Source organism: Sinorhizobium americanum (genome assembly GCF_001651855.1).
In the GTDB taxonomy this organism is placed as follows: Bacteria; Pseudomonadota; Alphaproteobacteria; order Rhizobiales; family Rhizobiaceae; genus Sinorhizobium; species Sinorhizobium americanum.
Window position 1 is genome coordinate 14530 of sequence record NZ_LNQC01000077.1, and the last position, 25617, is coordinate 40146.

Sequence of the window (25617 nt, forward strand, 5' to 3'; positions counted from 1 at the left end):
TGAAAACTGTCGGCGCCCGCGCGGCGTCCGCGGGGAGGAAGCAGTGAGCCAGATTCCATCGGCGTCGGCAAAGGGCGTCAAGCCCCTCGACATCATCACCATCGGCAGAGCGTCGGTCGACCTGTACGGTCAGCAGATCGGCACCCGGCTCGAGGACGTGGCGAGTTTTGCCAAATCGGTCGGCGGCTGCCCCTGCAACATTTCGGTCGGCACGGCGCGCCTGGGCCTGAAATCGGCGCTGTTGACGCGCGTCGGCAACGAGCAGATGGGGCGCTTCATCCGCGAACAGCTGCAACGCGAAGGCGTGGAGACGCGCGGCATCGTCACCGATCCCGAGCGGCTGACCGCGCTTGCGATCCTCTCAGTCGAGAACGAAAAATCCTTCCCCCTGCTCTTCTACCGCGACAATTGCGCCGACAACGCGCTCAATGAAGATGACATCGCAGAGGACTTCATCCGCTCCGCCCGCGCGGTTCTCGTCACCGGCACGCATTTCTCGAAGCCCAACACGGATGCCGCCCAGCGCAAGGCAATCCGGATCGCCAAGGAGAGCGGCGCGAAGATCGTCTTTGACATTGACTACCGCCCGAACCTCTGGGGCCTCGCGGGCCACGATGCGGGCGAAAGCCGCTACATCGCTTCCGACCGCGTCTCGGCGCATCTGAAGACCGTGCTCGGCGATTGCGACCTGATCGTCGGCACCGAGGAAGAGGTGCTGATTGCGTCTGGCGAGAGCGATCTGCTCCAGGCCTTGAAGACCATCCGCTCGCTGTCGAACGCGACGATCGTTCTGAAGCGCGGGCCGATGGGCTGCATCGTCTATGACGGACCGATCTCCGACGATCTCGAGGACGGTATCGTCGGCAAGGGCTTCCCGATCGAAGTCTATAACGTGCTCGGCGCCGGCGACGCCTTCATGTCCGGCTTCCTGCGCGGCTGGCTGAAGGGCGAGCCGCATGCGACGTCGGCCACCTGGGCCAATGCCTGCGGCGCCTTCGCGGTATCGCGGCTGCTCTGCGCGCCGGAGATCCCCACCTGGACCGAATTGCAGTATTTCCTCGAGCACGGCAGCAAGGAAAAGGCGCTACGCAAGGACGAGGCGATCAACCACGTGCACTGGGCGACGACCCGCCGCCGCGACATTCCGCTGCTGATGGCGCTCGCCATCGACCACCGCAGCCAGTTGGAGGATATCGCCGAAGGCAAGCCGGAACTGCTTCAGCGCATCCCCGCCTTCAAGGCGCTCGCCGTCAGGGCGGCCGCTGAAGTCGCCGCCGGCAGGCCCGGCTTCGGCATGCTGATCGACGACAAGTACGGCCGAGACGCGCTTTATGCCGCCGGTGCCTACCACGATTTCTGGATCGGCAAGCCGATCGAGCTACCGGGCTCGCGGCCGCTGCAGTTCGAATTCAGCCAGGATATCGGCAGCCGGCTCATCGACTGGCCCGTCGATCACTGCATCAAGGTGCTCTCCTTCTACCACCCGGACGATCCGGCCGAACTAAAGGCCATGCAGGTCGCCAAGCTTCGTTCGGCCTTCGAGGCGGCCCGCAAGGTCGGCCGCGAAATCCTGATCGAGATCATCGCCGGCAAGCATGGGCCGCTCACTGACGACACGATACCGCGGGCGCTGAACGAGCTCTATGATGCCGGCCTGAAACCCGATTGGTGGAAGCTCGAGCCGCAGGCGAGCCGCGGCGCCTGGGCGGCCATCGACGCCGTCATCGAAAACCGCGACCCGCTCTGCCGGGGCGTCGTCCTGCTCGGCCTTGAGGCCCCTTACGAGGTGCTGAAGGACGGTTTTGCCGCGGCAAGGACGTCGACGACGGTGAAGGGATTCGCAGTCGGGCGGACGATCTTTGCCGACGCCGCCAAAAACTGGCTCACCGGTTCGATGACAGACGACGAGGCCGTCGCCGACATGGCGGCGAAGTTCAAGGCGCTGGTGGATCTCTGGCTGCGCTTGGGTGAAACAAAGGCCGCCTAAGCCGGGGCGAGGACGTGGCAAGCACCCGAAGCCTGCTCTACCTATAACCGGCCGGCGACATCAAAAAACGACAATAGGCGGAGCGGACTTCGCCACCTGGAGGAAATTCAAGATGAGCCAGAAAACCGTGCGCCTGACCATGGCACAGGCCGTGGCGCGGTTCATGACCCGGCAGATGACCGTCATCGATGGGAAGCGCGTACCGATCTTCGGCGGCGTCTTCGCGATCTTCGGCCATGGCAACGTCGCCGGCGTCGGCGAGGCGCTCTATGCCATCCGCGAAACCCTGCCGACCTACCGCGCCCAGAACGAGCAAGGCATGGCGAACGCTGCGATCGCCTTTGCCAAGGCGAGCTTCCGCCGCCGCTTCATGGCCTGCACGAGCTCGATCGGCCCCGGCGCGCTCAACATGGTGACCTCGGCGGCCCTCGCCCATGTCAACCGCCTGCCGGTCCTCTTCCTGCCCGGCGACGTCTTCGCCAACCGCCGGCCAGATCCGGTGCTGCAGCAGGTGGAAAGCTTCGGCGATGCCACCATCTCGGCCAATGACTGCTTCCGGCCGGTATCGCGCTACTTCGACCGCATCACCCGGCCGGAACAGATCATTCCGGCGCTTCGCCGCACCATGCAGGTGCTGACCGATCCGGCCGATTGCGGCCCGGTGACGCTGTCGCTCTGCCAGGACGTGCAGGCGGAAGCCTATGACTATCCGGAATCCTTCTTCGACGAGAAGGTCTGGGTGCCGCGTCGCATTGAACCGGATCTCGACGAGCTGGCATCGGCGATCGAATTGCTCAAGTCCGCGAAGAAGCCGATCATCATCGCCGGCGGCGGCGTGCTCTATTCCGAAGCGACCGCAGACCTCGCAGTTTTCGCCGAGAAGCACGGTATCCCGGTAGTCGAGACGCAGGCCGGCAAGTCCGCATTGGCGCACTCGCATCCGCTGAACATGGGATCGGTCGGCGTCACCGGAACATCCGCCTCCAATGCACTTGCCGAGGAGACCGATCTGGTGCTCGCCATCGGATCGCGGCTGCAGGACTTCACCACCGGTTCCTGGGCGCTCTTCAAGAACGACGAGCTGAAGATCATCGCCCTCAATGTCCAGCCCTTCGATGCCGGCAAGCACAACGGCCTGCCGCTGATCTGCGACGCGCGCGTCGGCCTCAATCGCATGTCCGGCGGACTGGGTGGCTACACGGTCGACCGGAGCTGGACGGAGAAGGCGAAGGCCGGCAAGGCCGAATGGATGGCCGCTGCCGACAAGGCGACGGCGACGACCAATGCGGCGCTGCCCTCCGACGCCCAGGTGATCGGCGCCGTCCAGCGCGCCCGCGGCGGCAACAAGACGACGCTCGTCTGCGCGGCCGGCGGCTTGCCCGGCGAGCTGCATAAGCTCTGGCAGGCGGAAGAGCCCGGCGGCTACCACATGGAATACGGCTTCTCGACCATGGGTTACGAGGTCGCCGGCGGCCTCGGCGTCAAGCTTGCCCGGCCCGAGCGCGACGTGATCGTCATGGTCGGCGACGGCAGCTACATGATGCTGAATTCGGAGATCGCCTCCTCGATCATGCTCGGCGCCAAGTTCACCATCGTTCTCCTGGACAATGCCGGCTATGGCTGCATCAACCGGCTGCAGATCGAGACCGGCGGCGCCAACTTCAACAACCTGCTTCAGGACACGCACCACGTCGAGCTGCCGCAGATCGACTTCGCCGCCCATGCCGCCGCCATGGGAGCCGTCACCCGCAAGGTCGGCTCGATCCCCGAACTCGAAGCGGCGCTTGCCGAAACCGCCAATGAGGCCCGCACCACGGTCATCGTCATCGACACCCATCCGCTGATCACGACCGAGGCCGGCGGCCATTGGTGGGACGTCGCTGTTCCGGAAGTTTCTGAGCGCGAGCAGGTGAAGGTGGCCCGCGAGGGTTACGAGAAAGCGCTGCAGTCGCAGCGCTTCGGTTAAATTCAATGAGAGGGCGCCCCACGTTTTCGCGCGGGCGCCCTTTCATGTTCGGCCACAAAAGGACAGGGCGGAAGATGCCCCTCTCCTCGGGTTTAACCCGAGGACTAGCCCTCTCCCCGCGGCCGGAGATTTCGGATGGCGCGGCCACATCCCTCTCCCCGCGTGCGGGGAGAAGGTGGCGGCAGCCGGATGGGGGCATTGCGCCAAACGGTAACGAAGCACCCGCTTCAAGCAGACGACAAAGAGAAAGTGACAGACATGATCCGCTACGGAACCAACCCGATCGCCTGGAGCAATGACGACGACCACTCGATCGGCGCGCATCTGACGCTCGAGGACTGCCTGTCCGATTGCCAGAAGATCGGCTTCGACGGGATCGAAAAGGGCCACAAGATGCCTTCCGATCCGGAGGCGCTGAAGCAGAAACTTGGCTCCTACGACCTCCTCTTCGTCTCCGGCTGGCACTCGACCAATCTCTTGACCCATGACATCGAGGCCGAGAAGAAGGCGATCCAGCCGCATCTCGACCTCTTGAAGCACAATGGCTGCAAGGTGGCCATCGTCTGCGAGACCTCGAACGCCATTCACGGCGACGATTCCAAGTCGCTCGTCAAGGACAAGCCGGTACTGCCTACCGATCAGTGGAAGAAGTTCGGCGCCGATCTCGAGGCGATCGCAGAGTATTGCGCCGACCAGGGCATCGACCTCGTCTATCACCACCACATGGGCACGATCGTCCAGACCGGCGAGGAGATCGACCTCTTGATGGAAAACACCGGGCCGACGACGAAGCTGCTGCTCGACACCGGGCACGCCTGGTTCGGCGGCTCCGATCCGGCGGAAGTCGCCAAGAAATACATGGACCGCGTCCGTCACATCCATTGCAAGAACGTTCGTCCGGCGGTTCGCAAAGTGGTTGAAGGCGAAGGACTCTCGTTCCTCGAGGGCGTGCGCCGCGGCGTCTTCACGGTGCCGGGCGATACCGAAGGCAGCGTCGACTTCCTGCCGGTGCTGAAAATCGCCGCCGAACACGGCTATGATGGCTGGTTGGTGATCGAGGCTGAGCAGGATTCGGCGGTGCGCAACCCCTTCGAATACCAGTCGCTGGGGCTGAAGTCATTGAAGGCTTTTGCCAAGGAAGCTGGACTCGACCAGTAGAGTTGGTTTGGCTGTCGGCAGCGGCCTCATCCGGTTGCCGCCACCTTCTCCCCGCCTGCGGGGAGAGGGCTAGTCCTCGGGTTGAACCCGAGGAGAGGGCAAGCTGCGAATCCGACCACGAGGCAAGAGAAGTCAGGAGACCGTCACATGTCCAAACTGCTCGTCAAACCGAAAGCGCAAACCGGTCTGGTGCAGGACATCACGCCGGAGAGCGCCGGCTGGACCTATGTCGGTTTCGCACTCAACCGGCTGAAATCCGGCGAAACGACCGGCGGCGCAGCGGGCGACAAGGAGCTCTGCCTGGTGCTCGTCAGCGGCAAGGCGAAGATCTCCGTCGACGGCGAGAACTTCGGCGAACTCGGCGAGCGCATGACACCCTTCGAGGGTCAGCCCTATGCCGTCTATGTGCCGAAGGGCTGCGTATGGCAGGCCGAAGCCACGACGGACCTCGAACTCGCCGTCTGCTCCGCACCCGGCGGCGAAGGCTTCAAGGCGAAGGTGATCCGCCCCGGCACGCATCCGCAGATGACGCGTGGCAAGGGCACCAACACCCGCTACGTGACCAATATCATGCCGGAGGATGACGGCTCGGCGCAGGCGCTGCTGATCGTCGAGGTGATCACGCCGGGTGGCCACACCTCCTCCTACCCGCCGCACAAGCATGACCAGGACAACCTGCCGGCCGAAAGCTATCTGGAAGAAACCTACTACCACCGCCTCAACCCGCCCCAGGGCTTTGCCATGCAGCGCGTCTATACTGACGACCGCTCGCTCGACGAGACCATGGCGGTGGAAGACGGCGACGTGGCGCTCGTTCCGAAGGGCTACCATCCGGTCGCCGCCATCCACGGCTACGACTCCTATTATCTCAACGTCATGGCCGGGCCGAAGCGAATCTGGAAGTTCCACAACGCGAAGGAACACGAGTGGCTGTTCACCGGCATCTGAGCCGGGACGGCATTGCTCTCGACGAAAGCGTCGGGCGCCCTATCGTATCTTGCTGAAGCAAACGACGGGGAGCCCTCCCATGCATATCGACGGCCAGTGCCATTGTGGCTTCGTCACCTATGAGGCGGAGATCGATCCCGAGGACGTGTCGATCTGCCATTGCACCGATTGCCAGCGGCTCACCGGTTCAGCCTATCGCGTGAGCGTGAGCGCGCCGCGCGCCTCCTTCCGGCTGACCGGCGGCGAGCCGAAGCTTTATGTCAAGATCGCCGAGAACAGCCGCAAAAGACTGCAATTCTTCTGCCCCCAATGCGGCTCGCCGATCTATACCACGGGCACCGAAGAGGACGCGGAAGAGATCGGCATCCGTGTCGGCACGATCAACCAGCGGGCCGAACTCACGCCGCGTTCGCAGATCTGGTGCTCCTCCGCCCTGCCCTGGGTCGGCGACATAAGCGAGCTGCCGGGGCGGCCTCGGGAGTGAGCGCCTTGAGCGAAGTGGGCGCTGCCACCCCCTCTGCCTGCCGGGCATCTCCCCCACAAGTGGGGAGATTGGCCAGAAGCAAAGTCATGCCTGACCTTGAGTCCGCACACACCGAATCGCCGAAGGCAACAGCATGTCTCAGTGTAGTTGATTGAGCAGGACATCGCCGCTTGCCGATCTCCCTCCTTAGGGGGAGATGCCCGGCAAGGCAGAGGGGGTGCGCCCCAGGGGCACTTCGAGATCCGCCCCGCGCAATCTCCGCGTGCCGATGATTACGCCACCGGATAGGGGCCCTCGGCGAACACCACGTCATGATAGCCCTTCGAGCCGATCTCTCGGGCGAGCGGGCTTCGGAAATCCTCTCCCCTGCGAAGGCAAGAAAGCACGTGTCGGAAATCATATTTGGGCTGCCAGCCAAGAGACGAGACTGCCCGGGCACTCACATACACCCGGTCGATCGACGGAAAGAGCTTCCAGCCCCGCTCTGCATAGAGCGCTTCGCATTCCGGAAAATGGCGCAGGACGACGCGCGCGGCGTCCATCCTGAGCTCGGCCAGGTCGTTCGGCGCAAAGGGCGTCGGCGCCGAGACGATATAGCGCCTAAAGCCATTGTCCTCTGCCCTATCCAGCGCTGCCAGGTGCGCGCTCACCACGTCTTCGATATCGGCCCGGCGGTAGAGGAGTTCGTTCGCCTGCGCATTCTCCGTTTCATAGCAACCACGGATTTCCGCATCGTCGTCGGCCTCCGGAAAGAAGCGGGAGGTGCGCAGAACGATGACCGGCAAGCCGTGGCGCCGGGCAAAGAGTTCGCAAAGTCCTTCCGCCGCGAGCTTGCTTGTGCCGTAGATGTTGCGTGGAATCGGTGTGACATTCTCGGTGATCCAGGCGGCCGGCGCGCCGGGCGCCGGCGTCAGCGCCGAGCCGAAGGCGCTCGTGGTGCTGGTGAAGACGAAGGCGCCGACGCCCGCATCGGCTGCGGCCTCGAGCAGGTTGAGCGTCCCGGTGACATTGGTCTCGACGAACTCCGAATAGCCGTGCGTTGCCACATGCGGCTTGTGCAGCGTCGCCGCATGGATGACGGCCCGCACGCCCTTCACGGCGTGCCGGACGAAAGCGGGACCGGCGACCGAGCCGACATGATCGGTGAACTCCGAGGCCTTGATGTCGATGCCGCGTACCGGGCGCCCCGCCTGGCGCAACACCCGCATCAGCGCCTCGCCCAAATGGCCGGCGCTTCCCGTCACCAGAATTGTCATGCGTTCGCTCCTCGTTTTGCCTTGAAGCTAACCGCGCTCGGACGGGAGGAACAACGCATAAAATATGCATCGTCACCCCAGCGTCGTCACCAGGCGGCCCATCGCTCCGTCCGAAAGAGGAATGCGTTCCCACAGCACGCTGCCCGCGAGGATCGGAACGTCGTCGCAGCCGTTCGGCCCGGTCTCGACGACAAGCGACGTCGTCTCGCCGTCGTACCAGCCCAGGTCTTGAAGCTTCGCTTCGGCCTGCTGAATGCCCTCCGACGCATAGCGGAACATCGGCGTCCCGAGCATATCTCGTCGCCATTCCTTCCGTCGGGCGGGTGATGCCGCCAGCAGCCGATGCGAGTGGTCGCAAATCAGATGGACGCGGGCCGCCGAGGTTTCGACGAGCCGCTTGATGGCTGCATCGGCGGCGAATGCCGGAGGTGCGAAGAGGCGTTCGAGAGCGGCTCGCTGATCCTCGGCGGGCATCAGGACGCCGGTCTCCCAGCGCGATATCGTCGCCTGCGTGACGCCCAGGAGCTCCGCCACGTGGCTCTGCTTGATGCCGCGCATGAGCCGCAAGCGCTTCAGCGCCCGCCCTGAATAATGCATTGCCATCTCCTTCGAAGCCGAGCCGCTTTGCCGCAAGGCTTCCGAAAGGCTATACCAGCCTCCAACCGCAACCAAGAAAAAGTGGCGATCGAACGTGGGGAAAGGCCAATTCCGGGTGATGGCGCGCCGCTTTGCCGGCGTCGAGGTGGTGGAAGCCGCCACGCGCCATTCCTTCGCGCGCCACACGCACGAGCAGTTCGGCATCGGGCTCATTCATCAGGGGGCGCAGAGGTCGCTGAGCGGGCGCGGCACCGTCGAAGCCGAAGCCGGCGACGTGATCACCGTCAATCCGGGCGAGATCCATGACGGGGTGCCGATCGGCGACGCCGGACGCTCCTGGCGGATGCTCTACCTCGAGCCGGCGCTCGTCGAGGCGGCCGTCGGCGACATCAGCGAAGGGCGGTGGACGACCCGTGAGTTCGCCGACCCTGTCATCCGCAACGATGCGCTCGCCGTCCGCTTTCGCGCCCTCTTCGCGGCTGCAGCGACCGCAGGCGGCGCCGAGGCGACGCTTCGCTGGGAGGAGTTGGCGGTGACGCTCATTGCAGAGGCGATGCGACTGGTGCCCCTGTCCGCCGGCAGACACACGACTCCCGCTTCGATCGCAGCCGCAGTAAACCTGATCGACGACGATCCGCTGGCGCCCCTCACCCTCGCCGATCTCGCCCAGGCGAGCGGATTGAGTCGGTTTCAGGTCGTGCGCGGCTTCGCCAAGGCGACCGGCCTAACGCCGCATGCCTACCTCCTGCAGCGGCGGATCGACATCGTCCGCCGGCTGATCGGTACGGGCACGCCGCTCGCCGAAGCGGCGATCGCCGGCGGTTTTGCCGACCAGAGCCATATGACCCGCGTCTTCGTTCGCAAATACGGCTTTTCGCCCGGCGCCTATGCGCAGGCGGTGACCTGAGCCTAATCCTGCAATTCCGTTCAAGACCGCCCTTCGCCGATCGGGTTTTCTGCGGCCTGCAATCAGACAAATGGCGGCAGCATGTCGAAAAAGTTTCAGGGATATCTCTATCTGTCGCTCGCGATGATGCTGGTGGGCAGCACGGTCGTCGCGAGCAAGATCATCGCCTCCGGCCTGCCGCCCTTCACGGCGACGGCACTGCGTTTCGCCATCGCCGTGCCGCCTTTCCTCTTCCTCCTTCGGCTGAGCGCAACATCGTGGCCGCGGCTCACGAGAGGCGACTGGGTCATTCTGCTCCTGCAGGCGGGTGCCGGCAGCGTCGGCTATACGACGTTGCTCATTTCCGGCCTGAAGCTGACGCCTGCAGCGGACGCCGGCGTCATCATCGGCACGCTTCCAGTCGTTTCCGCTACGATCGCCATCGTCGTTCTCGGTGAACGGCCGCAGCGCTCCATACTCGTGGCGATCGCCCTTGCCGCCGCCGGCGTCTTGGCGATCGTCTTGCGGCCCGATGCCGACGGCCAGCATTCGCTCGCGGGAAGCGCCCTTATTCTTGGCGCGGTCATCTGCGAAGGGCTGTTCATCCTCCTCAACAAGCGCCTGAAGAGGGAGATTCCGCCGCTCGCCCTGTCCTGCCTGATGGCGTGTCTCGGCGGCGCGATTGCCGCACCGATTGCCCTTGCGGAACTTCCCTGGACCGGCTCGCTTGCCCTGCCGGCCATTGCCGCCGTCGTCTATTATGCGCTCGTGCCGACCGTCGGCGGTTTTGTCCTCTGGTATGCGGGGCTGGCGAAAGTGAGCGGCTCGGAGGCTTCCGTCTTCACGGCGCTGGCCCCGGTTTCTGCCATGCTTCTTGCCTTCGCCGTGCTCGGCGAGCCCATGGCGCTCAATCAAGCGCTCGGCATCGGCAGCGTTCTTGCTGCTGTCGCCTGCCTTGGCGCCGCATTGAGGACCGCGAGGGGCACGCGCCGGCCATCGAAAGCACTATGAGAAAGAGAACCCCCATGTATTTCCGTCATTCGAGCGATATCTGGAGCGCGTTCCCCGAGCTTGCTGCGGGCGTCCTCTACGTGGAGGGCATCCATCCAGACGTGTCCGCCGCAGACTACGTCACACAGTTCGAAGCCGCGGCCAAAGCGCGGCTTACAGATGCTGCGGAGAGCGATCTCCCCGAGATTCAGGCCTGGCGCCGCGGCTTTTCGCGCATGGGCCTGAAGCCGACGCAATATCGCTCGGCTTCCGAAGCACTGCTCCGGCGGTTCAGGAAGGAGGGAACGCTGCCGAGAATCCATCCGCTGATCGATCTCTGCAACGCAGCCTCGCTCGCCTATGCCGTCCCGATCGCGGTCTTCGATCTCGACAAGGTAGCGGGTCATCTCGAGGTGCGCCGAGCTGCCGGCAGCGAGATCTACGTGACCTTTGCCGGCGAAACCGAACATCCCGAGCCGCAGGAAGTCATCTTCGCCGATCAGGAAGGGCGGGCGCATGCGCGGCGCTGGACCAATCGTCAGAGCGGCTATTCGGCCGTGCGCGAGGAGACGGAGCGCGTCCTGATCGTCGCCGAAGGGCTGCATGCCGGCGCGGCGTCCGATGTGGAACGGCTCATCGACGAACTCGGCGCTGCCATCCGCTCCGTTTGGTCTGTTAATCCGCGTACAGCGATTTTGGAACGCTTGGCACCGCGCTTCGACTCTTGATCTCGCGGGCTGCCTCTACCGGCGCCGGCACCATGTCCTTACCACCGTGATGGCCCCTCATCTCTCTGCCGCGACCTTCTCCCGGCAAGCGGGGCCCGACAGAGTCCCCTCAGGAAGAGACTAGGGTGAGGGGGCTCTCGTTCCGACTTGCCAGGAATCGAGATCGTCACGCCGCCTTGGCGACGTGATACTCCTTGATCGCCACCATCTTGATCGCCGGGTAGCGTTCCGCCTCGTAGCGCAGCGAGAAGCCGTCCTGGGCCATGAACACCGGGTCGCCATCGAGGTCGCGGGCGATGTCGCCGCGCCGCGCCGCGATGAACTTTTCGAGTTCGGCGGGATTGTCGGCGGAGACCCAACGGCAGACGGAGAAGCGCGACATTTCGAAGGAGACGGGCAAGCCGTACTCCGCCTGCAGGCGCTCCTTCAGGACATCGAGCTGCAGCGCGCCGACGACGCCGACGATGGCAGGCGCGCCGTCATCCGGCGAGAAGAGCTGCACGACGCCCTCTTCGGCCATCTGCTGCAGCGCCTCCTTCAGCTTCTTCGCCTTCATCGCGTCCTCGAGCCGGACGCGGCGGAGGATTTCCGGCGCGAAGTTCGGCACGCCTTGGAAAACGAGCGGCTCGCCTTCCGTCAGCGTATCGCCGATCCGAAGCGTGCCGTGGTTCGGGATGCCCACGACATCGCCAGCAAAGGCGGTATCGGCGAGCTGGCGCTGCGAGGCGAAGAAGAATTGCGGTGCCGTCAGCCCCATCTGCTTGCCCGTGCGCGACAGCCGCGCCTTCATGCCGCGCTCGAGCTTGCCCGAGCAGACGCGTACGAAGGCGATGCGGTCGCGGTGGTTCGGATCCATGTTGGCCTGGATCTTGAAGACGAAGGCGGTCATCCGATCGTCGGTCGCCTCGACGGTGCGGATGTCGGCGACCTGGGCGCGCGGCGGTGGCGCGAAGTCGCTGAGCGCATTGATCAGATCGCGGACCCCAAAATTGCGGAGCGCCGAGCCGAAGAAGACCGGCGTCAGATGGCCTTCGAGGAAGGCCTTGCGGTCGAAGGGCTTGCAGGCCTCGATCGCCAGCATCGTCTCCTCGATGAAGGCATCGCGTTCGTTTTCCGGCAGGCGGTGCGAGGCCATTTCCGGGTCGTTGACCTTGGTCAGCCGCTCCTGCGTGTCGGCGCCGCGCACCTCGTTGGTGGCAAGGTGATAGGTGCCGCAAAAGGTTTTCGAGCGCCCAATGGGCCAGGTGACCGGCGCGCAGTCGAGCGCCAGCTTGTGCTCGACCTCGTCGAGGATCTCGAAGGGATCGCGGCTCTCGCGGTCCATCTTGTTGACGAAGGTGATGATCGGGATGTCGCGCAGGCGGCACACTTCGAAGAGCTTCAGCGTGCGCGGCTCGATGCCCTTGGCGGCATCGATCACCATGACGGCCGCATCGACCGCCGTCAGTGTCCGATAGGTGTCGTCGGCGAAGTCCTCGTGACCGGGCGTATCGAGGAGATTGTAGACGGTATCGTCGTATTCGAAGGTCATCACCGAGGTGACGACCGAAATGCCGCGCTCGCGCTCGATCTTCATCCAGTCGGAACGCGTCTGGATACGATCCTTCTTTGCCTTGACCTCGCCGGCGAGCTGGATCGCGCCGCCGAAGAGCAGCAGCTTTTCGGTGAGCGTCGTCTTACCGGCGTCCGGGTGCGAAATGATCGCAAATGTGCGGCGGCGGGAGACCGCCTCGGCAATGCTTTCGGCCATGATCTGAGTATCCTGTGAGTTGCCGCGTCCTTTACAGGCTCAGGGGCCAATATGCAATTGACTGCTGGGAGACCGACCCTGCTTATGGCGGAATGACCATGCACAATTCCAAAGACCACCCTGCTCTCGCCCTCGTCCGTCTGCCGCACGCGCAAGACCTAGACCTGCCTGCCTATGAGACGGCTGGGGCGGCGGGCATGGACCTGCGCGCCGCCGTGCCCGCCGACCAGCCGATGACGATTCCTCCGGGCGGGCGCGCGCTGGTGCCGACGGGGTTCATCTTCGAAATACCCGCCGGCTACGAAGGCCAGATCAGGCCGCGCTCCGGCCTCGCCTTCAAGCATGGCATCACCTGCCTCAACACGCCGGGCACGATCGACAGCGATTATCGCGGCGAGGTGAAGGTGCTGCTCGTCAATCTCGGCGAGGCGGATTTCATCGTCGAGCGCGCCATGCGCATCGCCCAGATGGTGATCGCCCCGGTGGCCCAGGTGGCGATCCGCGAGGCGGACGGCGCCACGGCGACCGAGCGCGGCGCCGGCGGTTTCGGCTCGACAGGCGCTAACTAATGCATGTCGCCCAAAAGTGTGCAGCGGTTTTGGGATAACGACATGCATAAACAAGAATCTATAGCGGCGGCAGGCGGCGCTTGACCGGCGTCGACTTGACGATCGACGTGTTGGTCTGCGCCTTTTCGGCGATGCGATCGAGGATCGTGTCGAGCTCGCCCATGTCACGGACGAGCATCTTGGCGACGAAGCAATCGTCGCCGGTGATCTTGTCGCACTCGACGATCTCCGGCGTCTCCTGGATCAGCTTTTCGACGATATGCAACATGCCCGGCATCGGCCTGACGCGGACCACCGCCTGCAGCGGATAGCCGAGCCGTGCCGGATTGACGGAGACGGTGAAGCCATTGATCACGCCGCGCTCCTCAAGCTTGCGCAGCCTCTCGGCCGCGCTCGGCGAAGAGAGGCCCGCTTCCAGCGCGAGTTCTTTCAGCGACACGCGGGCGTTCGCGGCGAGAATTTCCAGGATACGACGGTCCAGTTCGTCCAACATCCGCAACTCCAATAAGCCACTACTAGGCAATTCTCCTCCCATAATTAGGCATCATTTCACATTCTCCTTCGCAAATCCATATATTTGCATCAGCAGACTCATTACTCTGGCGGTCAAATCAGGAGTGGAGCGAGAGCGATGAGCAGCGATTTGCGGCGCGGAAGCGCGGAAATGACGGCGGCAATGCTGATTTCGGGGACGATCGGCTGGTTCGTGCTGATGTCGGGACAGCCGGTCGCCGGCGTCGTCTTCTGGCGCTGCATCTTCGGGGCCGTGACGCTGGCCATTCTTGCCGTGGTGCTTGGCCTGATCGATCTCAGGCAGTTGCGGCCGAGGACCGTCGTTCTCTCGGTGCTTGGCGGTGTGGCGATCGTCGTCAACTGGCTGCTGCTTTTCGAAGCCTATTCGCACGCCTCGATCTCGATTGCGACGATGGTCTACAACACGCAGCCCTTCATGCTGCTGGGGCTCGGGGCGCTTTTTCTCGGCGAAAAGATCACGTCCACCAAGCTCTTCTGGCTCTCGGTCTCCTTCATCGGCATGTTGGCGATCGTCTCAGCCAAGCCGGCAGGCGGCGCCGGAACCGATCACTATCTCGCAGGCATCGCCCTCTCGCTCGCCGCCGCCTTCTTCTACGCCATTGCCGCGATCGTCACCAAGCTGCTCAAGGGCACGCCGCCGCAGCTTATCGCGCTGATTCAGGTCGTGACCGGCGCCGCGATGCTCGCCCCCTTCGCCATGACTGGGCCACTGCCGCAAAGCGCGCTCCAGTGGACGTTGCTGGTCACGGTCGGCGTCGTTCATACCGGGCTCATGTACATCCTGCTCTATGGCGCGATCCAGCGGCTGCCGACCCATGTGACGGGCGCGCTTTCCTTCATCTACCCGATCGCGGCGATCCTCGTCGACCGACTGGCCTTCGGGCACCAATTGCAGCCGGTGCAGATCCTGGGATCGGCCGCGATCCTGCTGGCAGCGGCCGGCACCAATCTCGGCTGGACCCTTCGTTCGGCCCCAAGTATCAAGCAACACGCCGGACGGAGCACCTCATGATCACCTGCTACCTGAAATATGTCATCGATCCCTACAAGCTCAAGGAATTCGAGCATTACGCCAAGCTCTGGATTCCGCTGGTGAACCGGCTCGGCGGCAGCCATCACGGCTATTTCATGCCGCATGAGGGCGCCAACAATATCGCGCTGGCGCTTTTCAGCTTTCCCTCGCTTGCCGCTTACGAGAGCTATCGCGAGAAGATGGCTGCGGATTGCGAATGCCAGGCGGCCTTCGCCTATGCCGAGGAGACGCGCTGCATCGTCAGCTACGAGCGCAGCTTCATGCGCCCCGTGTTTGAATGAGCTCGCTTGACGCCGCGGCTCCATCGCGCTCGATGCACTCCGCAACGAGCGCTTGCAGGCGCCACAAATTGCGGTCCCGAATACCCCTGGCCTCGAGATGCGTTACCGTGTTGAGGAGATACTCCGCGCCCGAGCCGACATGGCCGCAGGCGCGCGCCAGGACTTCGGCGACGGCCTCGAGGGGAAGGCTTCCGGCATAAAATGCCGAAGCGCGGTTCATGACGAAACTCAGGGCGGGAACGGATCCCTGTGCCGTCTCGACCTTGATCCAGCGGGGCATGCTGTTGGGCGGCTTGTAGGTGAACTCACGCCGGAACAGCCTTGCGAGCTGGCCTTCGAGGTCGTCGTTCGGCAGCTCGTAGAGAACGCCGCGGCACTGCCCGCCGCGATCGAGGGCCATCATGAGGCCCGGCTCATCGGGCGTTCCCCGAAAGCGAAGCATCCGCAAGCAGAACGATCGATGCCAGCCCCGGGCGATGCCGATTTCTTCCCTGACATGCTCGATCTCCGGCCTCCAGATCAGTGATCCATAGGCGAAGAGCAAGGTTGGCAAACCCGGGGCCGGATGGCTCTTCATTATGCGCGCCACCCAGTCGTTATAGTCCGTATCTGTGTGCAGTTGCGCTCCGGGTCCCGGACCGCCGTCCGCAATCGCTCTGTGGACCTGCGCAACATGGGCCGCGGTCAAGCTGAAGGATGTTGATCTGCCGGACATGGTCAATATCTCCGCCACGCCGAAGAGGATCGCGCAGCGGTCCCCTGGATGCAAGCTGGCCTTTCGCGGGTGACCTCGCTCTACCGGCGCGCCTCGGCAGCCATGTGGACCGCGAGGCTGGCCAGCACGGTGCTCATCATCCAGCGCTGCACCAGCATGAAGAGGGGGCGGCCTGCGAGGAAGGCAGCGACCGACCCGGCGGTTACCGCGATCAGCGCGTTGACGGTGACGCTGATTGCGATCTGCAGGCTGCCGAAAACGAGCGACTGCAGGAGCACGCTTCCGGATTCCGGTCGGATGAACTGCGGCAGCAGCGAAAGGTAGAGCGCCGCCACTTTCGGGTTGAGCAGGCTGGTGACGAGGCCCATGACGAAGAGCTTGCGCGGTCCGTCCTGCCGCAGGTCGCGGACCTGGAACGGCGAGCGACCGCCGGGCTTCACGGCCTGCCAGGCGAGGAAAAGAAGATAGAGGGCGCCGGCGAAGCACAGCGCGTTATGGGCGAAAGGGACGGCGAGCAACAGGGCGGTGATGCCGAGCGCCGCGAAGACCATGTAGAAGACGAAGCCGAATGCCACGCCGCCGAGCGAGACGAGGCCGGCCGCCGGCCCCTGGCAGAGCGAGCGCGAGATCAGGTAGATCATGTTCGGACCCGGCGTCAGCACCATGCCGAGCGCAATCAGCGCGAAGCCGACGAGATTGTGAATTTCGGGCATGACCGGTCCCCTTCCGCAGTTTTCCGGAGGGTGCACGGCTCAACGACTCGCGGGCAACGCCGTTCTTGTCACCGGGTCAATTTTTGCGAGCGATGCTGCGGCGCTCTCAAGCGAAATTTCCCTTGCCGCGATTTCACCGATCGGAAAAAGATTCTCCGACCGGCCAATTTGCTATCGCTTTTTCCTCCGCCTGCCCGAATCCGGCGCTTTCCGGCTCTGGAATGGACCGTTGATTGTTCCTATTCTCATGGCAACCATCTTGAGCAACGGGAGAAGCACAATGGCAGAAGCGCGCAAGCCCGGCCGCGGCCGCGTCTTTTCATCGATCACCGAAACGATCGGCGACACGCCCATCGTGCGGCTGGACAGGCTCGCCAGGGAAAAAGGCGTGAGGGCGAACCTGCTTGCCAAGCTGGAGTTCTTCAATCCGATCGCCTCGGTCAAGGACCGCATCGGTGTTGCGATGATCGAAGCGCTCGAGGCAGAGGGCAGGATCACGCCCGACCGGACGACGCTGATCGAGCCGACATCGGGCAATACGGGCATAGCGCTTGCCTTCGTCGCCGCTGCCAAGGGCTACAGGCTGATCCTCACCATGCCGGAAACGATGTCGGTCGAGCGACGCAAGATGCTAACGCTCCTCGGCGCCGAACTGGTGCTGACGGAAGGGGCAAAGGGCATGAAGGGCGCCATCGCCAAGGCGCAGGAGCTCACGGAGACGCTGCCGGACGCCGTCATTCCGCAACAGTTCGAAAATCCGGCCAATCCGGAGATCCACCGCCGGACGACTGCCGAGGAAATCTGGAACGACACCGAGGGAAGCGTCGACATTCTCGTTTCCGGCATCGGCACCGGCGGCACGATCACCGGCGCCGGCCAGGTGCTGAAGGCGCGCAAGCCGTCGGTCAAGGTGATCGCCGTCGAGCCCGAGGAATCGCCGGTTCTCTCCGGCGGCGCGCCCGGACCGCACAAGATCCAGGGGATCGGCGCCGGCTTCGCGCCGCCGATCCTCGACACGTCGATCTATGACGAGGTCGTCACCGTGAGTGCGGGCGAAGCTGTCGAATTGGCCCGCCTCGTCGCCAGGCTCGAAGGCGTGCCGGTCGGCATCTCCTCCGGTGCTGCGCTCCAGGCAGCGATCGAAGTCGGCCGGCGCGAGGAAAATGCCGGCAAGACCATCGTCGTGATCATACCGTCTTTTGCCGAGCGATATCTCTCGACGGTGTTGTTCGAAGGGCTTGGCGCGTAGAGGCGCAGCACTGCAGAGCGGGATGAGAGGACGTGCTCCGTTTCCGCCCATACCGCGCTTGATCCCTTCGCTGTTCAGCGATCTCGTCCCAAGCAGGTCTTGTTCATGAGGTCGGCCTTGGTCGAAGCCGCTTTAGCATTCTCGGCATCTCCCTCAACGCTCGGAAAGCACGATGCGTCGATTCAAAGTGTTACAGCGTCCTTTGCGCGCCTGGAGAGACGCGCGGCGCCGTAACGCAGTATGCTTCGGCGTTCCGTGGCACTATCTCGCAATTCCGGGGCAAAGGCTTTGAAAAATTTCGAGCCTCTCGGCGTAGGAGGCAAGCGAAAGGTTTGGGAGAAAAGCTTCGTCACCATCACGGCGAATGAGATAGTCCGTCTCCGACAGCAGCCCTTGCTTGATCATTTCCGGAGACTGCCTGGCCGAGCCGTGAAAGGAGTAGCTGGAACCATGCATGTCCGTCCAGGTGCGCTCGACGCAATTGCCGGTGACGCGGTCAGCAAGTTTCGTCGTTGCGATCACGTCTGTGATGCAGCGAGGCGAATTATCGCGGAGATATTCGACGCAGAAGACTTTCGCATCCTGAAGCGTGTGCTTCAGGCGGATGACCGCGCTTACCGTTCCAATTCCCTCTTTCGCAACGATCGTCATCGTCATGCCGATCCTCGTTCCATAGGAGAGTTTGCTTGGGTCCTCGGACACTGCAGACCCCTCGGATGGCCCGAGCAGAATGCCCGTCACTACGGCGACCGGCATAACGAAACGGTTTGGTTGGAGGGTGCCGTTGAAGGGGAACACGATAGCGGGGCCTTGCGAGATAATTTGGATCTGTGCAACGGGGCCGAGCGATCGCTACGCGGCCGCCGGCAGGCGCTCGCCGGCGACGCGATAGGAGATCGCTTCGGCGAGATGGATGCGCCCGACGGTCGGTGCCTCGTCGAGATCGGCGAGCGTGCGGGCCACCTTCAGCACCCGATGATAGCCACGTGCGGAGAATTTCATCTTTTCCGCAGCGTCACGCAGGAGCTGGAGGCCGGCGGCGTCGGGTTCGGCGATCCTCTCGATCATCGCCGTCGACGCCCGGGCATTGCTCGTCAATTGCGGGTGGCCGAGGGCGGCGAAGCGATCACTCTGCAGCTCGCGGGCGCGGGCGACGCGTCTGGCGACGGCCGCGCTCGCCTCGGCCGTGCCCGGGCGGATGAGGTCGGCGGCGCTGACGGCGGGCACGTCGATGCGGATGTCGATGCGGTCCATCAGCGGGCCCGAGATTCGCGCCTGGTAATCGGCCATGCAGCGCGGGCCGCGGGCGCAACTGCGGCCCGGCTCGCCGGCCATGCCGCAGCGGCAGGGGTTCATCGCGGCGACGAGCTGGATCGCCGCCGGGTAGCTCACACGGTGATTGGCACGGGCGATGACGCATTCGGCGGTTTCGAGCGGCTGGCGCAGCGCGTCGAGCACCTGCGGCGGGAATTCCGGAAACTCGTCGAGAAACAGGACGCCGTGATGGGCAAGCGACGCTTCGCCGGGTTTTGCCCGCAAACCGCCGCCGATCAGCGCCGCCATGGTGGCGGAATGGTGCGGCGCCCGGAAGGGCCGGCGGTCGGAGAGCTTGCCACCCGGCAGTTGACCGGCGATCGAATGGATCATCGACACTTCGAGCAACTCGGACGGCGACAGCGGCGGCAGGATCGACGGCAGCCGCGCGGCGAGCATCGACTTGCCGGAACCGGGCGGGCCGACCATCAGCAGATTATGGTTTCCTGCGGCGGCCACCTCCAGCGCCCGCTTGGCGCTTTCCTGGCCCTTGATGTCGGCGAGGTCGGGAAGGGTGGCGGCTGCCGCGCGGATGGCGGGCTCGGGGCGCGAGAGCACCTGCGTGCCGCGGAAATGATTGGCGATGGCGATCAGGCTGCGCGGCGCGAGGATCTCGTTCTCCGACCCGGCCCAGGCCGCTTCCGCACCGCTTTCGACCGGGCAGATCAGCCCCTTGCCGAGCGCATTGGCACCGATTGCCGCCGGCAGCGCACCGGCGACCGGCGCGATCGTGCCGTCGAGATTGAGCTCGCCGATGACGACATAGCCGGAAAGGGCATCGGCGGGAATGGCGCCGAGCGCCGCCATCAGCCCGAGCGCGACTGCGAGATCGAAATGGCTGCCTTCCTTGGGCAGGTCGGCCGGCGCCAGGTTGACGGTCACTCGTTTCGCCGGCAGCGCCAGGCCGGAAGCGTGCAGCGCCGCCTGGACGCGCTCGCGGCTTTCGGCGACCGCCTTGTCCGGCAGGCCGACGATCTGCATGCCGACCTTGCCTGGGGCCACCATTACCTGGACGTCGACCGGAACGCCCTCGATACCCTGAAACGCAACCGTGCTGACGCGCGCGACCATGATGCCCCCATTGCTCCGGCCTGCATCGCACAACCGCCGCCGGTAGCAAGCCAAATCTTGCACGGTACGCGCTTAAAAACAAGAACAATAATAGAACAAACGCGCGTGGCGTGAAATCGGCGTGCCGGCGGCATGCCGATCAGGCTGGTCGAACTTTCTTAGGCGCTTGCGGAGGTCAGCCGCGCTTCTTCTCGATCGCGTCCCAGAGCAGGCTCGCGACATCGGAACCGCCGAATTTCTTGACCTCGCGGATGCCCGTCGGCGAGGTGACGTTGATCTCGGTCATGTAATCGCCGATAACGTCGATGCCGACGAACAGGAAGCCGCGGGCTTTCAGCGCCGGGCCGATGCGGGCGCATATTTCCTTCTCGCGCGCCGTAAGCTCGGTCGCCTCGGCGCGCCCGCCGACATGCATGTTGGACCGGGCGTCATGCTCTGCCGGCACCCGGTTGATGGCGCCGACCGGCTCACCGTCGACGAGCAGGATGCGCTTGTCGCCTTTTCTGACCGCCGGCAGGTATTCCTGGGCGATGAAGGGTTCGCGGAACATCTGGCCGAACATTTCGAGCAGCGAGGAGAGATTGCGGTCGTCGCGCGCCGAATGGAAGACCCCGGCGCCGCCATTGCCGTAGAGCGGCTTCAGGATGATGTCGCCCATTTCCTCACGGAAGCGGGCGATCTCGCTCGCATCGCGGGTGATCAGCGTCCTCGGCATCAGGTCGGGGAACTCGGTGACGAAGATTTTTTCCGGCGAATTGCGGACCCAGGCGGGGTCGTTGACGACGAGCGTCTTTGGGTGCAGCCGCTCCAGGAGGTGGGTCGAAGTGATATAGGCCATGTCGAACGGCGGATCCTGGCGAAGCAGGATGACGTCCATGGTCGAAAGATCGATCCGCTCCGGCTCGTCCAGGGTGAAGTGGTCGCCCTTGACGTCGCGCAGCGTCATCTGCTGTGCGGTCGCATAGACCTTGCCGTCGCGCAGCGACAGCTTGTCGGGCGTGTAATGGAACAGCCTATAGCCGCGAGCCTGCGCCTCGAGGCTCATGGCAAAGGTGGAATCGCCCGCAATGGTGATGCCCGACACATGGTCCATCTGGACCCCGACATTGACGATTCCTGCCATTTTCCCGTTCCCGTTGGATCCTTGGCCGCATTCGCCCGAGGCGGATATCGCTTCGGCGAAATTATACAGCAATTCAAAGCGCTACCGCGACGATCATGCACCGGCAACGGCGGATGGCACCGCAGAAAGCCCGCCACATGTAGAATGCGCACGGCGCTTAGGCAAGAAGACCGGCGCCTATTCGAACCCCTCGACGACGCAGGTGATGAGATCGTGGTCGGAGAGCGGCCGCCCCGAGGCGTCGAGCGAGGGAATGATCCGGCTTTCGGCGATCTTCAGGCCGCGCGCCAAAAACCAGTCGAGCTTCATCGCTCGTTTCGGCCAACGGGTGATCAGGCTCGGTCGGGTGGTCATCTGATCGATCGGTCCGCCATGGCGGGCGAACCCGCTTGCAGCGCTCGCCGCAAAAAGGCCCTCCGCCTCGAAATCGCCGCCGATATGGTTGCCCGTATTGAGGTCGCCGCCGATTAGGATGGGGAGCCCCGGAAAGGCGGCGTCCAGCTGATCGATCAGTTCCTTCATCTGCCGCTCGCGATAGGCGGCGGTCGTGGCGCTTTCCAAATGCGTGGAAACGGCGACGAAGGGACCCGCTTCGGTCTCGATTACGGTACCGACGGCGCAGCGCTCGCCGAGACGCGGCTGATCGGCGTCGTCCATGAACCACAGGCGCTCGCCCCAAAGCCGCAACAGGAAGGGGCGCCGGAAGGGCACGGCGGCCAGGAAGGCATTGCCGTGGAAGCCTTTGTCGTTGAAGTCGTCTTTGCAGAATTCGCGCTCGGTATCGGAGCCGAGGCCGAGCTCAATGAACTCGACGCCGTAGGCATATTGCATTTCCAGCGCGGGCGCGATCGCGGCCGTCGTGTGGCGCTGCGCCGTGCGGGCCATGCCGTTGTCCATCTCCGAAAGCAGCACGAGCCGCGCCCCGGTCGCGCGGAGATGTTCGGCGCTTTCTTCTGGAAAGAGACAGCGCTCGAGGTTCCAGGCGGCAACGGTGAAGGGAAAGGCAAGCGGCGCCGGCGCCGTGACGATGCCGCCGATCTCGATCGTATTCATCGCCTCGAGCCCCGCCATCATCGAATCATGTGCGGGGACGCTGCGTTCCGTACGGGCAATCGCTTCGCGGTTCTCCTGTGAAGGAACGGCAAGCGTCGATACGGTTTTCTCAATCACGATACAGACTCCAAATTCACGGCTTGCGGGCGCGCCGGCACGGCCATGGCCGTCCGGTCCGTCTCCCCTCGACGCTGGAGCCGCTTGCCGTTCTCCGCGGAGAAGAAATGCAGGCGATCCATCGGGATGGCGATGGCAAGCTCGCTGGCAAGCGGCGTTTCCGGCGGCAATGCGACGGTCAGCGGCTGATCCTCGACCGCGCCGTGCACCAGGCGTTGTGCTCCGAGTTCCTCGACATAGTCGACGCGGAAGAGCAAGGCCTGCTCGCCGGCAGATGCCGGACGCAAGTCTTCCGCCCTGAGCCCGACGGTCACCGGGCCTCGGGTCGGCGCCGGATAGTCGAGGTCGATCGCATGCGTGCCGAGATGCAGGCGGCCGCCTTCCAGCACGCCCTTGAGGAGGTTCATCGCCGGCGAGCCGATGAAGCTCGCGACGAAGGTTGAGGCCGGTGCGTGATAGACCTCGAGCGGCCGGCCGATCTGCTCGATCCGGCCGCCGTTCAGCACCACCAGCCGGTCGGCGAGCGTCATCGCCTCGAGCTGGTCGTGAGTCACGTAAAGCGAGGTGGTGCCGAGCCGCTTCTGCAAGCGCTTGATCTCGCCCCGCATCGAAACCCGCAGCTTCGCATCGAGGTTCGAGAGCGGCTCGTCGAAGAGAAAAGCGGCCGGCTTGCGAACGATCGCCCGGCCCATGGCGACGCGCTGGCGCTGGCCGCCCGAAAGCGCGCGCGGCTTGCGGTCGAGGTAGGGCTCGATCTCCAGCATCCGAGCCGCTTCCGCGACCCGCGCGTCGATCTCCGCCTTCGGCGTCCCTCGGTTCCTGAGGCCATAGGCAAGGTTCTCGTAGACGGTCATATGCGGATAGAGCGCATAGTTCTGAAAGACCATGGCGATGTCGCGTTCGGCCGGGTCGACGTCGTTGACGAGGCGCGTGCCGATCGTCACGTTGCCTTTCGAGATCGTTTCCAGCCCGGCGACCATGCGCAGAAGCGTGGACTTGCCGCAGCCGGAGGGGCCGACGAGCACGATAAACTCGCCGTCGGCAATGTCGATCGAGACGGATTTCACCGCTTCGACGCCGCCCGTATAGATTTTCGAGACCCCTGCGATATCGATCGCTGCCATTGGCTGCCTCCGTTTGGGATTTCGGAGCGGTGAAGGGCAAACCACTTCGCCCCTTCTCTCGTTCCACTTTTTTGCTTCCGCGCATTTCCGGACGGCGAACCGCACACACTTCGCCTGGAAATGCTTTATTTGTCGCTTTCCGTAAGTCCCTTGATGAACCAGCGCTGGAAGATGACGACGATCATCACCGGCGGCAGCATGGCGAGGATCGCCAGTGCAAAGGCCTCGTTGTAATCGGGGATGTTGGAGCCGACCCAGACGAGCAGGATCTGCTTGATGCCGCGTACCAGCGTGAAGAAGCCCTCGTCCGTCGTCATCAGCGTCGGCCAGAGATACTGGTTCCAGCCGTAGACGAACATGATGATGAAGATCGCCGCCATCATGGTGCGCGACAGCGGCACCAGCACGTCGATGAAGAACTTGAACGGTCCCGCGCCGTCGATCCGCGCCGCCTCGAGCAATTCGTCCGGCACCGATTTGAAGAATTGTCGGAAATAGAAAGTCCCTGTCGCCGAAGCGAGAAGCGGCACGATCAGCCCGGTATAGGTGTTCGTCAGCTTCAGGGCATTCATCACCTCGTAGGAGGGCAGGATGCGGACCTCGAGCGGCAGGAGCAGTGTCGTGAAGATCACCCAGAAGAACAAGCTCGCCAGCGGAAAGCGGAAATAGACGATCGCATAGGCCGCCAGCATCGAGAGCACGATCTTGCCGACCGCAAAGCCGAGGCCGAGGATCATCGAGTTCAGCATCATGTTGAAGCCGGTGACCTTGCCGGTGAAGCCGCCCTCGCGGGTCAAAACCGTCTCATAGGTCTCGGCGAAATGGCCGCCCCAGGTGAGACTGAGACCGTTGCGGTGGATGTCGGCAGCCTCGTGCGTCGAGGTCATGAAGGCGACGACGACGGGCGCCACCATGATGAAGACGCCGATCAGGAGAATGACATGATCGAAGAACCGGGTGCGATGCATCGGCATCACCTCAATTGTAGTGTACGCGCCGCTCGATGAAGCGGAACTGGAAGACGGTGAGCACCAGGACGATGAGCATCAGGATCACCGATTGCGCCGAGGAGCCGCCGAGATCGTTGCCGCGGAACCCGTCCATATAGACCTTGTAGACGAGCGTGATCGGGTTGTTGGCGGCCTTATCCTTCACCATCACGTCGATGATGCCGAACGTGTCGAACAGCGCATAGGTGACGTTGATGATCAGCAGGAAGAAAGCGGTCGGCGCCAGCAACGGCAGGATGATCGTCCAAAACCGGCGCAGCTCCGAGCGGCAGTCGATCGCCGCCGCCTCGCGCACGGAAACCGGAATGCCCTGAAGTCCCGAGAGGAAGAAGATGAAGTTGTAGGGGATCTGCTTCCAGACCGCGACGACGATCATCGCGAAAGCCGTGTCGAAATAATCGAGCCCGACCTTGATGTCCCAACCGAACCAGCGGGCGAATTCGACGAGCGGGCCGATATGCTGGTTGAAGAACATCATGCCGATCAGGCCGGCGACAGGCGGGGCGATCGCATAGACCCAGATGAGCAGCGTCTTGTAGGCCGCATTGCCGCGGATGACGCCGTCCGCCTTGACGGCGAGCAGCAGCCCGATTGCTAGCGCGAAGAAGGTGACGAGAGCGGTAAAGATGGCCGTGAACCGCGCGATACCGAAATACTCAGTCGACTTCAGGACGTCGGCATAGTTCGTCAGCCCCACGAAGGTCGAGCCGAAACCGAACGGATCCTCGAGGTAGAAGGAAGACTGGATCGCCTGGACAGACGGCCAGTAGAAGAACACGAAGATGATCGCGAGCTGCGGCGCGAGAAAGAGATAGGGCAGGAAAGGCGAGGCGAATTGCACGCGCTTGGCGGCTGCCTGCCGTCCTTGATCTTTGAAGCGGCCCCTCATCCGGCCTGCCGGCCACCTTCTCCCCGCCATTGCGGGGAGAAGGGACGCTCCATTGTCGGCAGCATTCCCCTC

Annotated in this window: 25 protein-coding genes; 12 read left to right on the forward strand and 13 right to left on the reverse strand. The window is 63.9% G+C overall.

Annotation, left to right across the window (positions count from 1 at the left end; genetic code table 11):
• Positions 1–43 precede the first annotated feature (43 nt).
• From ATC00_RS25805 to ATC00_RS25825, 5 genes are all read left to right on the forward strand, one after another.
• On the forward strand, positions 44–1987 hold the full coding sequence (locus ATC00_RS25805; protein WP_064254979.1) for a bifunctional 5-dehydro-2-deoxygluconokinase/5-dehydro-2-deoxyphosphogluconate aldolase: 1944 nt from the start codon (positions 44–46) through the stop codon (positions 1985–1987).
• A 112-nt stretch (positions 1988–2099) separates the two neighbouring features.
• A complete protein-coding gene (iolD, locus tag ATC00_RS25810; protein ID WP_064254980.1) occupies positions 2100–3953 on the forward strand; it encodes a 3D-(3,5/4)-trihydroxycyclohexane-1,2-dione acylhydrolase (decyclizing) in 1854 nt (617 codons plus the stop codon).
• Positions 3954–4211: 258 nt separating this feature from the next.
• Positions 4212–5111: a myo-inosose-2 dehydratase gene (gene iolE / locus ATC00_RS25815; protein WP_064255111.1), complete on the forward strand. Its 900-nt coding sequence runs from the start codon at positions 4212–4214 to the stop codon at positions 5109–5111.
• 147 nt (positions 5112–5258) lie between these two features.
• Positions 5259–6059: a 5-deoxy-glucuronate isomerase gene (gene iolB / locus ATC00_RS25820; protein ID WP_064254981.1), complete on the forward strand. Its 801-nt coding sequence runs from the start codon at positions 5259–5261 to the stop codon at positions 6057–6059.
• 79 nt (positions 6060–6138) lie between these two features.
• Positions 6139–6543: a GFA family protein gene (locus ATC00_RS25825; RefSeq protein WP_064254982.1), complete on the forward strand. Its 405-nt coding sequence runs from the start codon at positions 6139–6141 to the stop codon at positions 6541–6543.
• Positions 6544–6815: 272 nt separating this feature from the next.
• Here ATC00_RS25825 and ATC00_RS25830 read toward each other — a convergent pair whose 3' ends face one another.
• Complete coding sequence (locus tag ATC00_RS25830) at positions 6816–7799, reverse strand: NAD-dependent epimerase/dehydratase family protein (protein WP_064254983.1); 984 nt, start codon at positions 7797–7799, stop codon at positions 6816–6818.
• Between the two features lie 72 nt (positions 7800–7871).
• Complete coding sequence (locus tag ATC00_RS25835; RefSeq protein WP_037378004.1) at positions 7872–8396, reverse strand: helix-turn-helix domain-containing protein; 525 nt, start codon at positions 8394–8396, stop codon at positions 7872–7874.
• A gap of 94 nt (positions 8397–8490) precedes the next feature.
• Between ATC00_RS25835 and ATC00_RS25840 the strand changes: the two genes are divergently transcribed.
• From ATC00_RS25840 to ATC00_RS25850, 3 genes are all read left to right on the forward strand, one after another.
• Positions 8491–9303: an AraC family transcriptional regulator gene (locus tag ATC00_RS25840; RefSeq protein ID WP_037378002.1), complete on the forward strand. Its 813-nt coding sequence runs from the start codon at positions 8491–8493 to the stop codon at positions 9301–9303.
• An 81-nt stretch (positions 9304–9384) separates the two neighbouring features.
• On the forward strand, positions 9385–10293 hold the full coding sequence (locus tag ATC00_RS25845) for a DMT family transporter (protein ID WP_064254984.1): 909 nt from the start codon (positions 9385–9387) through the stop codon (positions 10291–10293).
• A gap of 14 nt (positions 10294–10307) precedes the next feature.
• Complete coding sequence (locus tag ATC00_RS25850) at positions 10308–11000, forward strand: B3/B4 domain-containing protein (RefSeq protein ID WP_064254985.1); 693 nt, start codon at positions 10308–10310, stop codon at positions 10998–11000.
• A gap of 166 nt (positions 11001–11166) precedes the next feature.
• Here the strand turns inward: ATC00_RS25850 and ATC00_RS25855 are convergent, their stop codons facing one another.
• Complete coding sequence (locus ATC00_RS25855) at positions 11167–12750, reverse strand: peptide chain release factor 3 (RefSeq protein ID WP_037377995.1); 1584 nt, start codon at positions 12748–12750, stop codon at positions 11167–11169.
• Between the two features lie 92 nt (positions 12751–12842).
• On the opposite strand from ATC00_RS25855, the gene dut reads away from it, so the two are divergent.
• Positions 12843–13319 (forward strand): dUTP diphosphatase, encoded by a 477-nt coding sequence (dut, locus tag ATC00_RS25860; RefSeq protein WP_037377992.1) that lies wholly within the window; start codon positions 12843–12845, stop codon positions 13317–13319.
• Positions 13320–13377: 58 nt separating this feature from the next.
• On the opposite strand, the gene ATC00_RS25865 is transcribed toward dut, so the two are convergent.
• Entirely contained in the window at positions 13378–13812 is a 435-nt protein-coding gene (locus ATC00_RS25865) for an Lrp/AsnC family transcriptional regulator (RefSeq protein ID WP_037377989.1), read from the reverse strand.
• Positions 13813–13950: 138 nt separating this feature from the next.
• On the opposite strand from ATC00_RS25865, the gene ATC00_RS25870 reads away from it, so the two are divergent.
• Together ATC00_RS25870 and ATC00_RS25875 are read left to right on the forward strand one after the other, a co-directional pair.
• Positions 13951–14865 (forward strand): DMT family transporter, encoded by a 915-nt coding sequence (locus ATC00_RS25870; RefSeq protein WP_037377986.1) that lies wholly within the window; start codon positions 13951–13953, stop codon positions 14863–14865.
• Positions 14862–15167: an NIPSNAP family protein gene (locus ATC00_RS25875; protein WP_037377983.1), complete on the forward strand. Its 306-nt coding sequence runs from the start codon at positions 14862–14864 to the stop codon at positions 15165–15167. The genes ATC00_RS25870 and ATC00_RS25875 overlap by 4 nt, the downstream gene beginning before the upstream one ends.
• Here the strand turns inward: ATC00_RS25875 and ATC00_RS25880 are convergent.
• The gene (locus ATC00_RS25880) at positions 15145–15882 is read right to left on the reverse strand and encodes a gamma-glutamylcyclotransferase (protein ID WP_064254986.1); all 738 of its coding nucleotides are present in this window, start codon (positions 15880–15882) and stop codon (positions 15145–15147) included. The genes ATC00_RS25875 and ATC00_RS25880 overlap by 23 nt on opposite strands.
• An 80-nt stretch (positions 15883–15962) precedes the next feature.
• The gene (locus tag ATC00_RS25885; RefSeq protein ID WP_037377977.1) at positions 15963–16595 is read right to left on the reverse strand and encodes a LysE family translocator; all 633 of its coding nucleotides are present in this window, start codon (positions 16593–16595) and stop codon (positions 15963–15965) included.
• Positions 16596–16875: 280 nt separating this feature from the next.
• On the opposite strand from ATC00_RS25885, the gene cysK reads away from it, so the two are divergent.
• Positions 16876–17844 (forward strand): cysteine synthase A, encoded by a 969-nt coding sequence (gene cysK / locus ATC00_RS25890; protein WP_037378062.1) that lies wholly within the window; start codon positions 16876–16878, stop codon positions 17842–17844.
• A 261-nt stretch (positions 17845–18105) separates the two neighbouring features.
• On the opposite strand, the gene ATC00_RS25895 is transcribed toward cysK, so the two are convergent.
• The 7 genes from ATC00_RS25895 to ATC00_RS25925 form a co-directional block, all read right to left on the reverse strand.
• Positions 18106–18546: a hypothetical protein gene (locus ATC00_RS25895; RefSeq protein ID WP_153045286.1), complete on the reverse strand. Its 441-nt coding sequence runs from the start codon at positions 18544–18546 to the stop codon at positions 18106–18108.
• 150 nt (positions 18547–18696) lie between these two features.
• Complete coding sequence (locus tag ATC00_RS25900; RefSeq protein ID WP_064254987.1) at positions 18697–20229, reverse strand: YifB family Mg chelatase-like AAA ATPase; 1533 nt, start codon at positions 20227–20229, stop codon at positions 18697–18699.
• 175 nt (positions 20230–20404) lie between these two features.
• Positions 20405–21352 (reverse strand): glutathione synthase, encoded by a 948-nt coding sequence (gshB, locus tag ATC00_RS25905; protein ID WP_037377973.1) that lies wholly within the window; start codon positions 21350–21352, stop codon positions 20405–20407.
• Between the two features lie 177 nt (positions 21353–21529).
• Positions 21530–22522 carry an exonuclease/endonuclease/phosphatase family protein gene (locus tag ATC00_RS25910; RefSeq protein WP_064254988.1) on the reverse strand — a complete coding sequence of 331 codons (993 nt, stop codon included), beginning with the start codon at positions 22520–22522 and terminating at the stop codon, positions 21530–21532.
• Entirely contained in the window at positions 22519–23646 is a 1128-nt protein-coding gene (locus tag ATC00_RS25915; protein ID WP_064254989.1) for a sn-glycerol-3-phosphate import ATP-binding protein UgpC, read from the reverse strand. Before ATC00_RS25915 ends, ATC00_RS25910 begins: the two co-directional genes overlap by 4 nt.
• Positions 23647–23771: 125 nt before the next feature.
• The gene (ugpE, locus tag ATC00_RS25920) at positions 23772–24614 is read right to left on the reverse strand and encodes a sn-glycerol-3-phosphate ABC transporter permease UgpE (protein WP_064255112.1); all 843 of its coding nucleotides are present in this window, start codon (positions 24612–24614) and stop codon (positions 23772–23774) included.
• 10 nt (positions 24615–24624) lie between these two features.
• The gene (locus ATC00_RS25925; protein WP_064254990.1) at positions 24625–25545 is read right to left on the reverse strand and encodes an ABC transporter permease subunit; all 921 of its coding nucleotides are present in this window, start codon (positions 25543–25545) and stop codon (positions 24625–24627) included.
• Positions 25546–25617 lie beyond the last annotated feature (72 nt).

Coding starts and splice junctions, on each gene's coding strand:
- iolD (WP_064254980.1), top strand. CDS start 2,100: ATGAGCCAGAAAACCGTGCGCCTGACCATGGCACAGGCCGTGGCGCGG.
- iolE (WP_064255111.1), top strand. CDS start 4,212: ATGATCCGCTACGGAACCAACCCGATCGCCTGGAGCAATGACGACGAC.
- iolB (WP_064254981.1), top strand. CDS start 5,259: ATGTCCAAACTGCTCGTCAAACCGAAAGCGCAAACCGGTCTGGTGCAG.
- ATC00_RS25825 (WP_064254982.1), top strand. CDS start 6,139: ATGCATATCGACGGCCAGTGCCATTGTGGCTTCGTCACCTATGAGGCG.
- ATC00_RS25830 (WP_064254983.1), bottom strand. CDS start 7,799: ATGACAATTCTGGTGACGGGAAGCGCCGGCCATTTGGGCGAGGCGCTG.
- ATC00_RS25835 (WP_037378004.1), bottom strand. CDS start 8,396: ATGCATTATTCAGGGCGGGCGCTGAAGCGCTTGCGGCTCATGCGCGGC.
- ATC00_RS25845 (WP_064254984.1), top strand. CDS start 9,385: ATGTCGAAAAAGTTTCAGGGATATCTCTATCTGTCGCTCGCGATGATG.
- ATC00_RS25850 (WP_064254985.1), top strand. CDS start 10,308: ATGTATTTCCGTCATTCGAGCGATATCTGGAGCGCGTTCCCCGAGCTT.
- ATC00_RS25855 (WP_037377995.1), bottom strand. CDS start 12,750: ATGGCCGAAAGCATTGCCGAGGCGGTCTCCCGCCGCCGCACATTTGCG.
- dut (WP_037377992.1), top strand. CDS start 12,843: ATGACCATGCACAATTCCAAAGACCACCCTGCTCTCGCCCTCGTCCGT.
- ATC00_RS25865 (WP_037377989.1), bottom strand. CDS start 13,812: ATGTTGGACGAACTGGACCGTCGTATCCTGGAAATTCTCGCCGCGAAC.
- ATC00_RS25870 (WP_037377986.1), top strand. CDS start 13,951: ATGAGCAGCGATTTGCGGCGCGGAAGCGCGGAAATGACGGCGGCAATG.
- ATC00_RS25875 (WP_037377983.1), top strand. CDS start 14,862: ATGATCACCTGCTACCTGAAATATGTCATCGATCCCTACAAGCTCAAG.
- ATC00_RS25880 (WP_064254986.1), bottom strand. CDS start 15,882: ATGTCCGGCAGATCAACATCCTTCAGCTTGACCGCGGCCCATGTTGCG.
- ATC00_RS25885 (WP_037377977.1), bottom strand. CDS start 16,595: ATGCCCGAAATTCACAATCTCGTCGGCTTCGCGCTGATTGCGCTCGGC.
- cysK (WP_037378062.1), top strand. CDS start 16,876: ATGGCAGAAGCGCGCAAGCCCGGCCGCGGCCGCGTCTTTTCATCGATC.
- ATC00_RS25900 (WP_064254987.1), bottom strand. CDS start 20,229: ATGGTCGCGCGCGTCAGCACGGTTGCGTTTCAGGGTATCGAGGGCGTT.
- gshB (WP_037377973.1), bottom strand. CDS start 21,352: ATGGCAGGAATCGTCAATGTCGGGGTCCAGATGGACCATGTGTCGGGC.
- ATC00_RS25915 (WP_064254989.1), bottom strand. CDS start 23,646: ATGGCAGCGATCGATATCGCAGGGGTCTCGAAAATCTATACGGGCGGC.
- ugpE (WP_064255112.1), bottom strand. CDS start 24,614: ATGCATCGCACCCGGTTCTTCGATCATGTCATTCTCCTGATCGGCGTC.
- ATC00_RS25925 (WP_064254990.1), bottom strand. CDS start 25,545: ATGAGGGGCCGCTTCAAAGATCAAGGACGGCAGGCAGCCGCCAAGCGC.